We start from the raw sequence: 12,782 nt of genomic DNA, 5'->3' as shown, positions 1-12,782 counted from the left end.
CGCGGGGGCGGAATCTGACGGATTTGCTGGAAGTTGCTGATCTTCTCGCGAAGCTTTACGAAATAGGCGTCGGTGCGCGCGCCGGGCATGTCGTCCAGCAGGTTGTCCAGCACCGGGGCTTCGAACTGCTGAAATTTTTTCTGAGGCGGCTTTTCGGGGTCGAAGCCGAGCGCCTTGAGCTTATGGCCCAGGCGGCGCAGCCAGGATTCCGGCAGGCTGGTGTACGAGCCGTCCTTCAGCTGCACATAGCGCTTCTTCTGCACCCAGGCGCGCCAGATGTCCTCGATGGGCACCTTCTGGTCGTCGTACTGCACGGTGAGGTCGAGGGTGAACCACTTGTTCTCCTCGTCGCTCTTCACCTCGGCGTTGATGACGGGCTTTGAGAGGCGCACCTTGTAGCGCGTCAGGTTCTGCTCGCCGTAGACGCGGTAGCCCTCCACCAGCATGGGGTAGAAGTCCAGCAGGAAGTTGATGGCCGCTTCCTGCTCCATGAACCAAGTGTGGTTGCTGCGCGGCTGGAAGCCCATGTGCTGCAGCTCGGCGAAGAGGACCTTCTCCTCGTCCTGGGCGCGGCGGATGAGATAGCTCTTGTCCGCGAAGCGATAACTGCCGGTCTGCAGGTCCGGGTTGGGGCCGGGCAGGGTCACTTCGCCGTGCTCGGTCTCGTACACGCACTGGATCTTCAAAACCAGCAGGCTGCCCTCTTCGTCCAGGAACAGCTTGGGGTTGAACTCCGCGGGCTGGAAGATGGGGCCCATGCGCTCCAGGAAGTCCTCCTGGCCGTAGAGGTCGGACACCGGGATCTTGGTCCACACGCGGTCCAGGTACTCGGAAATATCGGCATGGGGCACGATGGGCCCCTGCTCGACCATCTCCTGGATCAGCTCCGGGTCGAGGCCGGTCTGCACGGGGTGGAAGTTGCCCTTCCAGAACACCCACAGCGGCAGGCGGCCGTAGAAGAAGATCTCGTCTTCCTTCTGGATGGAGAAGGGCGGGCGATCCTCGCGCGAGAGCATGATGTCGAAGCCAAGGCCGTCCTCGGAAAGCTGCGGCGAGAGCTTGAGCTGGAGTGTCTTGTTCTCGATGCGCACCGGGGATTCCGTATCGCGCAGGTACAGGTAGTATTCGTTCTTGATGGCGCGGAAGAACCAGGAGTGCAGACCCGCGGGAAGCTCCACGCGGTGGCCCTGGTAGTCCAGATAGTGGGCGATCATGCCCGCGATCTTGGGCAGGCCGGGGGAAAGTTCGCACCAGTCCGGGTTCTTGATGATCTGCTCGAGGGTGATGTCCTGCTGCACGGCGGAGATGCCGCTCTTGTTCTGGCGGGCGCGGGCGAAAGCCACCTGCAGGCGGCCGGGCTCCGGGTAGAAGCGGAACACCAGGTAGTGCTTGCCGGGCTCGGCCTCAAGCTCGGTGGAGAAAAACGTGCGGAAGGTTTGCCGCCAGTCGGTGCGGGGGCGGGGCAGGTCGGCCTTCTTTTTGTCGCTGGAGAGGCTCTTGAGCATCTTGAGTGCGGTGGCGCCCACGTGCCTGCACACGCCAGAGAATGATTCCGGGCAGTTGCAGTAGGAGTTGATGGTGCCGTCGGTCAGATTCAGGCCGAGTTCGGAGGTATAGATCTGGAAGTCCTCGCCCTGCACCTGCCCGTCCACGTCCAGAAACTGGTCGCGCTGCTGGATGTCGAGTTTCTGAACGCCGTCGGCCTCGACGATGGCGCTGGAGTTCTCGATGATATAATCCGGGATGGTTTCCCGGGTGAACCGGGTAAGTATGGCCCGGACCTTGTCTTCGTCAGCAATGGGCATGCGGTCGGAAACTCCCTTGAATATTTGCTGGCTTGCGGCGTCTTGTGCGGTATTCCGTGAACAATTTCACACAGAACCGGGGGACTATAGTCATCCAGAACACAAAAGCAAGGTCTGCTTGGCTTTTTATTGCGTCTGGGACATACTGTTAACGCAAGGCGCTCTTCGCAGAATGTATGCGCAAAAAACAGGCGTTTGGCAAGAGGATTGATGAAGCGGTCGGCACTCCTACTGGCGCTGTGCGCCCTGCTGTTCCTGGCCGCCTGCGGCCGGGACGAGGCCCCGCGCACGGGCGCCCAGGCATCCGCCAAGGCTGGCGCTGCCGACCAGGGCGGGCAGGCAGCGCCGGAATTCGGCGGCAGGCTGGTGGAGGCCACCATCGGCGAGCCCAGCAACCTCATTCCGCCCCTGGCGTCGGACTCCGCCTCCCATGAGGTGGCGGACCTCATCTACATCGCGTCGCTCAAGTACGACAAGAACATCAATCTTGTGCCCCAGGCTGCGGAGTCCTATGAGATCCTGGAGGACGGAAGGCTCCTGCGCTTCACCCTGCGAAAGGACATCCGCTGGACGGACGGGCAGCCCCTCACCGCGCGAGACGTGGAATTCACCTACAAGCTCATGATCGACCCCAAGACGCCCACGGCCTACGCCGAGGACTTCCTGGCAGTGAAGGAGTTCAAGCGTACCGGAGAATACTCCTTTGAGGTGCGCTACGACAAGCCATTTGCGCGCGCGCTGGTCACCTGGGCGCACTCCATTCTGCCCAGGCATTTGCTTGAAGGCCAGGACCTGCTGAAGACTCCGTTGGCGCGCCAGCCCGTGGGGGCGGGCCCCTATATGCTGAAGGAGTGGACAGCGGGCAACCGCCTGGTGCTTGTGGCCAACCCGGACTACTTCGAGGGCCGGGCGTACATCGACGAAGTGGTCATGCGCATCATCCCGGACCAGTCCACCCAGTTCATGGAGCTTAAAAGCGGCAATCTGGACGAGATCAACCTCTCGCCCCAGCAGTATCTCTACCAGACCGAAGGACAGGACTGGGCCAGGAACTACCGCAAGTTCCAGTACGTGTCCTCCGGTTACACCTTCATGGCCTACAACTTGAAAAGCCCGCTCTTCGCCGACGTGCGCGTGCGCCGGGCCATGTTGTATGCTATCGACAAGGACGAGATCGTGCGCGGTGTGCTGGCGGGGCTCGGCATCGCCACCGGCGGGCCGTACAAGCCCGGCACCTGGGCCTTCAACGACAAAATTCCGGCCAACGAGTTCGACCCGGCCCGGGCCCGTGCCCTGCTTGCCGAGGCGGGCTGGACGCGCAAGACGCCGGACGGGCCGCTGACGGACGCCAAAGGCCGTCAATTCGCCTTCACCATCCTGACCAACCAGGGCAACAGCCCGCGCATCAAGACGGCCATCATCATCCAAAGCCGCCTGAAGGATCTCGGAATCAAGGTGGAGATCCGCACCGTGGAATGGGCCGCGTTCATCAAGGAATTCGTGGACAAGGGCCGCTTCGACGCCATTCTCCTCGGCTGGAACATTCTGCAGGATCCCGACCTGTACGATGTCTGGCATTCGTCCAAGGCCCAGCCGGGCGGGCTGAACTTCGTGGGCTATAAGAACGCGGAGCTGGACGACCTGCTTGAGCGCGGACGCAGGATGCTGGACCAGAAGAAACGCAAGCTTTTGTACGACCGCATGCAGGAAATTCTGCACGCAGACCAGCCGTATTGCTTTCTCTACGTGCCCATGGCCCTGCCCATGGTCCACGCGCGGGTTCAGGGCATCGAGCCCGCGCCCGCGGGCATCTCATACAATTTCATCCGCTGGTGGATCCCCAAGGCGAGCCAGGGTTCGGAGCTGACGCAATAATGATCCGCATCAACGAGATCACCGACAAGGTCGCAAGCTACATCGAAAAGCCCGACCTGGAACTCATCCAGAAGGCGTACATCTTCGCGGCCGAGGCCCACGCCGGCCAGACGCGCCTTTCCGGCGAGCCCTACCTCTCGCACCCCATGAGCGTGGCCAAGGTCCTGGCCGACATGAACCTCGACGAGGCCACGGTGGTGGCCGGGCTTCTGCACGACACGGTGGAGGACACCAAGGCCACCATCGACGAGATCGAGGAACTCTTCGGCGAGGAAGTGGCCGACATCGTCGACGGCGTGACCAAGATCAGCAAGATGCAGTTCGAGTCCAAGGCCGTGGCCCAGGCGGAGAACATCCGCAAGATGATCCTGGCCATGGCCGAGGACATCCGCGTGCTCATGGTGAAGCTGGCCGACCGTCTGCACAACATGCGCACCCTGGACTTCCAGAACTCCGTCAAGCAGCGGCTCATCAGCCAGGAGACGCTGGAGATCTACGCGCCGCTGGCCAACCGCCTGGGCCTGCACCGCACCAAGGTGGAGCTTGAGGATTTGTGCCTCAAGTACCTCAAGCCCGACGTATACGAGCAGATCGACCAGGGCGTGGCCGCGCACCACACCTCCGGCAACGACTACATCGACAAGGTCATCGGGCTCATCAGCGCCATGCTGACCGAGAACAACATCAAGGGCCGCGTGGCCGGGCGCACCAAGCACCGCTACAGCATCTACACCAAGATGCAGCAGCAGAACCTGGGGCTCGACCAGATTTTCGACCTCATCGCCTTCCGCGTCATCGTGCCGTCCCTCAAGGACTGCTACGCCGCCCTTGGCCTCATCCACTCCATCTGGAAGCCCGTCACCGGCCGCTTCAAGGACTACATCTCCATCCCCAAGGCCAACATGTACCAGAGCGTGCATACCACGGTCATCGGGCCCGACGGGGAGCGCATCGAAATCCAGATCCGCACCGAGGAGATGAACCGCGTGGCCGAATACGGCGTGGCCGCGCACTGGCAGTACAAGGAGAAGGGCAAGAAGGGCAGCAACCGCGACGCCGAGCGCTTCACCTGGCTCCGGCAGATTCTGGACTGGCAGCGCGACCTGCAGGACCCGCGCGAGTTCATGGCGAGCTTGCGCATCGACCTGTTCCAGGACGAGGTCTACGTGTTCACGCCGCGCGGCGACATCAAGGAGCTGCCCGAGGGCGCGACGCCCGTGGACTTCGCCTATGCCGTGCACTCCAAGGTGGGCGACCACTGCGCCGGGGCCAAGGTCAACGGCCGTCTGGTGCCTCTTGGCACGCCGCTGAAAAACGGCGACCGGGTGGAGGTCATCACCGACGCCCACAGGAACCCCAGCCGCGACTGGCTGAAGTTCGTCAAGACCGCGCGCGCCAGAACGCGCATCAAGCAGTACATCCGCACCGAGGAACGCGAGCGCAGCATTGCCCTGGCCAAGGAAATGCTGGAGAAGGAAGGCCGCAAGATCGGCATCAACGTGGCCAAGGCCATGAAGGAAGGGCACTTCCTGAAGCTGGCCGAGGAATTCGCCCTGCCCAGCATGGACGAGCTGCTTTCCCAGGTGGGCTACGCGCGCCTGACCCCGCGCAAGGTGCTGCAGAAGCTGTACGGCATGCTGCACGTGGGCGAAAAGCTGGTAGACGAGCCGCGCGACCGCAAGGCCCAGGAGACTCCGGCCGCAGCGGCGGCCGCGGCCGACGCCACCAAGATCAAGAAGAGCGAAGGCATCAAGATCAGCGGCGTGGATGATGTGCTGGTACGCTTCGCCAGCTGCTGCAACCCGCTGCCGGGCGAGCCCATCGTGGGCTATGTGTCGCGCGGGCGCGGGGTCACCATCCACGCGGCGGACTGCCCGAACCTGAAGGAGCTGGAGAGCGAGCGCCTGGTCTCCGTGGCCTGGGACGGGGTGGAGGACAAGCCCTATCCGGCCAAGATCCGCATCGTGTGCCGCAACTTCAAGGGAGCGCTTTCGCAGGTCACGGCCCTTTTGACCAGCGACGACGTGAACATCGACTCCGGCACCTTCCAGTCAAACGTGGACGGCAACGCAGTGATGGAGTTCACGGTCGAGGTGACCAACCTGACGCAGCTGTACGGCGTGCTGGACAAGATCCGCAACGTGGAGTCCGTCACCGAAGCCGTGCGCGTGTCGTAAGGAGTATCCGCCATGAAAAGCATCGCACTGTGTGTGGCGCTGCTGCTCTGCGCGGCCCCGGCCCTGGCCCAGCAGCGTTACGAGGACCTGCCCACGAGCGCGGGCGTGGGCAAGTGGGAGTCCGGCCGCAAGGCCCAGAACTACAAGGTCACCGTGGACGGCCAGGACATCTTCGTCAACGGCGTGCTGCAAAAGGCCCGCTTCGACCCGGACCAGGACATCGCCATCAAAAACGGCGAGGCCGTGCTGGTGCCCCGGGGCCAGGGCTTGACCCTCAAGGCCAAGCCCGCCGAGTCAGGGCCTCTCGACCCCAGGCCCGTGCCGCCCCGTCCCTAGCGCTGCCGCCTCCTACCTGTAGTCTCCCGTGAGGGTGAAGGCGCTCCAGTAGCCCGGATGCGGGAAGCGCGCCTTCACGTGCAGCATGGCCCGGCGCAGGCTCTCGGCCTTGGGCCTGGTCTGGTACTCGCGATAGAACTGCTTCATCAGCATGGCGGTGGAGATGTCGCTCACCCGCCAGAGGCTTGAGATGAGCGCGTGGGTTCCGGCGTACAGGAAGGCCTGGTTCAGCCCCTGCACCTCGTCGCCGCTGGTCACCTTGCCCAGGCCCGTCTGGCAGGCCGAGAGCACGATCAGGTCCGCCGTGATCTTCAGATCAAAGATCTCCGCCGCATCCAGGTCGCCGCTGCCTTCCTTCTTGCCCCCGGCCAGCTTCAGGGCCGAGAACAGCGGATTCACTGGGTCGAACTCGCCGTGGGTGGCCAGATGGATGATGCCGAATTCGCTGATGTGCGCGGTGATCCAGTCCTTTGTGGCCTTGTCGCGGGTCAGTGCAGTCATGTTCGGATAGTTCCAGGAAAGCGAGCCCACCTCGCGCTCGGCAAAGGGCAGCTCAAGGGACTGGTCGGCCAGGTCCGGGTTGCCTACGGCCAGCACGCGCGTGTTGCGCTCCGCCGCGCGGCGCGCCAGGGTGAAGCGGTACACGCTGGCGCTGGGCAGCTGGAACAGCGGGTGGCGGTCCAGCAGGTAGTCCTGGCCATCCGTCAGGCTGGCGAAGGAGAGCGTGTGCAGGGCGTCGTGCGGGATGATGCCTAGTTCCTTGACCCCGCCGAGCTTGGGCAGGGCCGGGGCCACCAGCAGGTCGTACAGCTCCTTTGAGTGCGTCTCCGCGGGCTCAAGGTTCTGCAGCATGCGCCGGTAGGCCAGCACCATCTTGCCCAGGCTCTCGCGGCCGATGCGCGTGCGCGTGAGGGCCACGTTGTTCGCGTCGATGGCCCAGCAGAGGACCTCGCTGGCCGTGACGTAGTAGGTGAGGAGCCCCACGCCGGGTTCCAGGAGCTTCTGCACCTCGGCCAGGTTGAGCGGGTTCACGGAGACCAGACTGGCGAGGTCCGGCCTGTTGGCCTGGAGCTCCAGCAGCACGTCGCGGTATTCGTCCTGGGCGCGCTTCAGTCCGCGGGCGTAGATGTCGCGCTCACTTTGGGCTTGGGCGTGGGCGAAGAGCGATTCCTGCTCGGTCACCTGGGTGCGCAAGACGGCGATGCGCTCGTAGAGCGCCTTGTCCTGCGGGCGCTGCGGGGCGCGCTTGGCGTTGCCCAGAAGGTCGATCAGGTTGCGGGCGCGGGAGCGTTCGGCCGTGCGGAAGCTCTCGGCCACCTCGCCCATGTCGGCCAGAAGCGTCACCAGATCCTCGTACACCACGGCCTTGTCCGCGATGAAGCCGTCCTTCAGCTGGTCCACCTTGAGTTCGGCGCGCATGCCCTCCACCACGGCCACGGCCTGCTCCAGCAGGGCGCGGGCCTCGGGCTGCTTCTTGGCGGCCATGTCGAGCCTCGCCAGGCCGTGCAGGGCGCGCCACTGGCTGTCGCGCAGCCCCATGGAGCGCGCCAGGGCGTCGGCCTGGGAAAAGGCCTCGCGCGCCTTGGCCGCGTTGCCGAGGGAGAGCTCCGCCTCGCCTTGGGCCAGCAGGATCTTGGTCTGGTTGATGCGGTTGCCTGTGGCGGCCACGATGGCCAGGGCTTCGTCCAGGAGCGGCAGGGCCTTCTTGGGGTCGCCCATGCGCGTGTACGTTTGGGCGATGTTGCGCAGGTCGTAGGCGATGGCCCAGCGCGAGCGTATCTCGCGGTCGATGGAAAGCGCCTCGTTCAGGGTCTTGAGGGCCTTTTCGGGCTGGCTCATGTCGCGCTCCACCAGACCCCGGTTGTTCAGGGTGGTGGCGACCTCGTCCTTGCGGATGCGCAAGGACTGCGCCAGGGGCAGGGCGGCGTCCAGCTCGCGCACGGCGCGTTCATGGTCGCCCAGGCTCCACCAGAGCAGCCCGGCCGTGTTGCGGGCGATGACCTGCTCCAGCACCCAGCCGTTCAGCTCCGCGCTCTTCAAGACCTGGCGCTGCAGGTCGAAGGCCTGCTGGTAGCGGGCCTGGCTCCAGGCGTTGTTGGCCTGCTCGATGACGATGCGCAGGCGCAGGCGTTCCTGATCCCTGCCCGCGCCCGCGAGCTTCAGGGCTTCGGCGTACTTGGCCTCGGCCTCGGGGAAGTTCCCCACCAGCCGGGCGCAGCGGCCCAGGTCGAGCAGGGCCTGGGCCATGTCGGCCTTGCGGCCAAGCGCGGTATAGATGGCCAGTCCCTGGCCGTAGGCGGCCTTGGCCTGGGCGTACTGCGAAAGCCGCAGGTCGTGGATGCGCCCGATGCTCATGTACTGCTTGGCGACAAGCTCTTGCGACCCGGCCTTGCGCGACAGCTTGGCCGCGCCTTCGAAGCGGGAGAGCGCCTTGTCGTACTGGATGGCGTTTTCCAGCACCGCGCCAAGGCTTGAGAGGGCTTCGATCTCCTTGGGCGCAAGCTCCAGGTTGGCCAATATCTCCGCCGCCTGTTCCAAGGCCGGGACGGCCTTGGCGTACTGCTCCAGCCGGGCGTGGACCAGACCCAGACGCATGAGGGCCTCGGCCTGGGCCGCCGTATCCGGCTGGCTCTTGGCCAGCAGTTGCCCCAGCTCCTGCGCATAGGCCAGGGACTTGTCGAACTGCTCGGCCCCGTAGGCGCTCTCGCGCCCGTAGGCCAGCAGGTCGGGCATGTGCTTTCTGAATTGCCCCGCCGGGCCGTCGGCGCGGGCCACGCGCAGGGCGTTTTCGAACTGGGCCAGGGCCTGGGCGCTCTTGCCCGCCTTGAAGGCGTCCATGCCGGAGCGCACGTAGCGTGCGAACTGCGAGGCCGCGAAGACCCCGGCTTCCTGTGCGGTGAGGCCCGGATCGCCCAGTAGCAGCCAGGGCGATTTTGCCCCGCCCTGGGCGGCGGCCTTGGCCCCGGCGGCGGAGCCTTCGGCATAGGCCGTGAGGAAGGGCTCCACAAAGGCCTTGGCGCTCGGATCCTGCGCGGCCAGCACCGAGGGCACGCCGCAGAGGGCCAGCAGGTGCGCGGTGAGCGGCAGATCTCCGGGCGCGGCCTGGGCCAGAACAGCCAGGGAGGTATCCTGCATGCGCCCGGCAAGGGCCGCCAGGGGCACAGGCTCCCCTGCCGCCGGAGAGAGGGCCAGGAAGCGCACGGGCAGCTGGTCCTGGCGGCTCGGCGCGGTCTGCGCGGCGCGGGCGGGGTCGGAAGCGGCGAAGGTGTGCGCCCAGGCGGCCTTGTCAGAGAGTTCCGGCTGGTTGGCTGCGATGCTCTGGACCTCGAAGGGCTTGGGCGCGGCGAAAGAGCCGGACACGAAGAGCAGGTTCTTGCGGAAGGGCTTGCGGTTGGCCAGGGCGCGGCGCATGTGCGTGCCGGAAAGGCCCAGAGCTTGGGCGCTTGCGGCGTCCTGCGGGGCCAGGATGGATGGCTCCTCAAAGAGCAGCAGGCGCTTTTCGCCAGCGGCCAGGGGCGGCAGCGCGGGCTTCGGGCCATTGCCCAAGGGCACCAGGCGCACGGAGTCGGCGTCCAGGCGCAGGCCGGTCCAGACATTGCCCGGCAGCAGGGCCACCCTCAAGGCGTTTGCCCCCTTGGGCAGCGCGTCCATGAGGTCCATGGCCTCCGTGGGCGCGGCCAGGATGAGACCGGGCGCGCCGGGCGCGTCCTGCCTGCCCAGCAGCTTGGCGGCCTCGGCCTTGAGCCCGGCCAAGCGCGCGGCAAGCTCCGCGTGGCGCTGGCGCAGGGCGGCTCCGGCCGAGGTGTTTTGCGCGCTGACGGCCGTATCCGCCGTGGCGGAAAGCTCGGCCGAGAGGCCGAAGAGCATGAGCAGCCAGTCCTGTTCGGCCGGGCTGGCGCCTAGCCGCGCCACGCCGGGCAAAAACTCGCGTTCGGAGCCCAGGTCGCGCTTGAGGATTTCCTCCTCCTGCTCCACACGGCGGGTGAGGTCCAGGCGTTCCTGACTGTTGGCCTGGGCCTTTGCCGAAGCCACACGGGCGCGCAGGTCGCGCAGGGCCAGCAGGCGCAGGCCGCTGCGGCGCAGCAGGCCAAGCTCGGCGCTGGTTGGCGCGGGCACGCCGAGGCGGCCCATGCGGCCTACGCGCTCCAGTTCCGACAGGCGCTCCAGGAGATTGTACGCGTCTTCAGCCTTGTTGGCGTGGCTGAGTGTTTCGACCATGGGCGCAAAGGCATTCATTATTTCGCGGGGCCCGCAGGCCAGTTCGTCCACGGGCAGGGCCTCGAGCACGGCCAGGGCTTCCGGCAGGCGTCCCAGTCCGGCCAGGGCGCGCCAGCGCATGGCGGGCAGCAGGCCGCGCTCGGAAAGGGCCAGGGCGGCGCTGAGACTTTGAGCGCGGCGGGAGTCCTCGCCCAAACGCCGAGCCAGTTCGGCCTCGTTCAGGCGCAGGGCAGCGTTCAGGGCCAGGGCGCGTCGGGTGGCGGCGGGGTTGGCCTGGAACCAGGCCAGGCCTTCGGCCAGGCGTTGCCCGGAGCGGGACAGGCAATCCATGCGCAGGGCGGCATCTTCAGCGTTTGCGCCCGCCAGGCCCTCGGCCAGGGCCATGTTCTGCGTGGCCATGATGTTGTGGAAGGCCGGGGCGGCCAGGGAATCCGTCGTGGGCGCGTCGCTGCGCAGGGCCTGGGCGGTCCGGCTTTCCAGGCGGCGCAGCTCGGCCAGGCGTGCGGCAAAGCCTGCATCGCGCGACATGGCCAGCAGGGCGGCGGCCATGTCGGCCACGTTCAGACTGGCGCTCACGGGATTGTTCAGCTCAAGGGCCAGCTCGGCCGAACGCCGGAAGCGTTCGTAGGCCTGGGCCTCGCGCCCCAGCGAAGCCTCAAGCAGGCCCGCCCGGTGCAGCAGAAGCGCGGCGCCGAAGGTGTCCTGCTGGGCCACCGCGCCTTTTTCGAAGCCCTTGGACTGGCGCTCCACCAGGCCCAGCGCCTCGCGCGGGCGGCCGCGTTCGGTGGCGATGCGCGCCAGGAAGGTCTCGGCCAGCCGCTTTTCCTGTTCGGCGTTGAAGCCGTAGGCCGCTTGGGAGGCCGTGGCCTTGTCCAGCGCCACGTCGATGTCCAGGTTGATGAGGCCCTTCTTGCGTCCGCCGCCCTGCTTGTCGGCCACGCCATACTTGTTCAACAGCTCCGGAATGCGCCGGAAGCCGTCCTCGGCCTGGGCGAGCAGGCGGTCGCGGTCCTGCCCGGTGGTCAGCCCGGCCTCCATGAAGGCGTTGTAGGACACGCTGCGTTGGTTGGCCACGAGGTTTTTGTTCAGGCCGAGGGCCGTGTTCATGGCCAGGGCCTTTTCAAAGGCCTCGCGGGCCTCGCGCCAGCGCCCGGCCTCCTGATAGGCCAGGCCCAGGCGGTCGTGCAGCTCTGCGCGCAGCTCCACGAAGCGCGGGGGGAAGCCCAGGGCCTCGCGCACCTTGGCCGCCATGACGGCCAGGGTCTGCATGCTGGCTTCGCGGTCGTCGCGCATAAGCGGCGGCAGCTCGGAAATGATGCGCTCCTGCTCGGCCAGAAGCGTCTGCACGGCGGAAACGTAGGTCTTCCAGGCCGGGTCCGGCGGGGGGCCGGCCGGGGTGATGCTGGCCTCGAAGAGCCTGTTGTTCAGCTCGCTTTGCCGCGCGGCCAGCAGTTTGGCCTTTTCGGCGACGTCCGTCCGGCCCAATGCCGGGGTCAGAACGCGGTCGAACACGAACTTGTTGATCCGCCCGAAGACCTCGGACGCGTACTTGGGCTGGATGCGCTTCTCCACCAGCTCCAGGGATTTGGCATAGGCCAGGATGGGCTTTTCCGGCTCCCGCGCCTGGAAGGCCGAGGCCCCGAAGCGTTGGTAGAACAAAATCTCCGTCTCTTCGTTGTCAAAGGGCTGTTTCGACTCGAAGCGCTTGGAGTATTCCTCGAAGGCGCTGGCGTACTGGCCCAGCAGGAAGTGGATGTTGCCGATGTTCAGATCCAGGTTGGCGGCATTCTCCGGGTTCTGCTCGCGCGCGTTCAGGAAGCGCGCCCGCTGGTACGAATCAAGGGCCTGCTCCAGTCTGCCGCGCTCCTTGTGCACGGTTTCCAGCACCTCATCCACGTAGCCCAGGGTCTGGTGGAAGTACTCCACCTGGCCGTTTTTCTGGATGGCCTGGCTGATGAGCCCGCGCGCCTCGACGAGCGGCCCCTTGCCGTCCAGATAGGTCAGGGTCAGGCCCGTGGCGTAGAGCAGGGTGGCGTCGCCGGGTTTGGCCGCCAGTTTGGCGCGGTATTCCGCCAGGGTGGCGGGGATGGTCTTGAGGGCATTGCTCGCGCGGATCATGCCCCGGTGGGCGGGCACGAAGTCCGGGTCGTCGCGCAAGAGTCCGGCGAAGATGGCCCGGGCCGAGGGCACCTCGCCGATGCGCAGCAGGTAGTCGCCCGCGGCCACGGATTTGCGCAAATGCGCGGCCTTGGCCAGCCGGTACAGCCGGTCCTCGAAGGGCCGGGCGGCCATTTCAGTCTCGTAGAGGTCCAGCGCCTGGTGGAAGCGCTCCTCGCGGTAGAGGATCTCCGCCAGGGCCAGCCGGGCCGCA

General features: G+C 66.2%; 5 protein-coding genes. 3 read left to right on the top strand and 2 right to left on the bottom strand.

Features of this window, described 5'->3' with window-relative positions; genetic code table 11:
* Window positions 1–1,805, bottom strand: a 1,805-nt coding sequence (locus VN419_RS12235) for an SNF2 helicase associated domain-containing protein (RefSeq protein WP_325647505.1), incomplete at its 3' end; no start/stop codon positions are given.
* A gap of 210 nt (window positions 1,806–2,015) precedes the next feature.
* Between VN419_RS12235 and VN419_RS12230 the strand changes: the two genes are divergently transcribed.
* The 3 genes from VN419_RS12230 to VN419_RS12220 are packed head-to-tail and all read left to right on the top strand — an operon-like array spanning window position 2,016 to window position 6,193.
* Window positions 2,016–3,680 carry a peptide-binding protein gene (locus tag VN419_RS12230; protein ID WP_325647504.1) on the top strand — a complete coding sequence of 555 codons (1,665 nt, stop codon included), beginning with the start codon at window positions 2,016–2,018 and terminating at the stop codon, window positions 3,678–3,680.
* On the top strand, window positions 3,680–5,857 hold the full coding sequence (locus VN419_RS12225) for a bifunctional (p)ppGpp synthetase/guanosine-3',5'-bis(diphosphate) 3'-pyrophosphohydrolase (RefSeq protein WP_325647503.1): 2,178 nt from the start codon (window positions 3,680–3,682) through the stop codon (window positions 5,855–5,857). Before VN419_RS12230 ends, VN419_RS12225 begins: the two co-directional genes overlap by 1 nt.
* 12 nt (window positions 5,858–5,869) lie before the next feature.
* Window positions 5,870–6,193 carry a hypothetical protein gene (locus VN419_RS12220; RefSeq protein WP_325647502.1) on the top strand — a complete coding sequence of 108 codons (324 nt, stop codon included), beginning with the start codon at window positions 5,870–5,872 and terminating at the stop codon, window positions 6,191–6,193.
* 12 nt (window positions 6,194–6,205) lie between these two features.
* On the opposite strand, the gene VN419_RS12215 is transcribed toward VN419_RS12220, so the two are convergent.
* The coding region (locus tag VN419_RS12215; protein WP_325647501.1) for a CHAT domain-containing protein at window positions 6,206–12,782 on the bottom strand (6,577 nt) is incomplete at its 5' end.

The organism is Humidesulfovibrio sp. (assembly GCF_035560995.1).
GTDB lineage: Bacteria > Desulfobacterota > Desulfovibrionia > Desulfovibrionales > Desulfovibrionaceae > Humidesulfovibrio.
The sequence above is the reverse complement of the archived record's forward strand: the minus strand, read 5'-3'. Positions and strand labels throughout refer to the sequence as shown.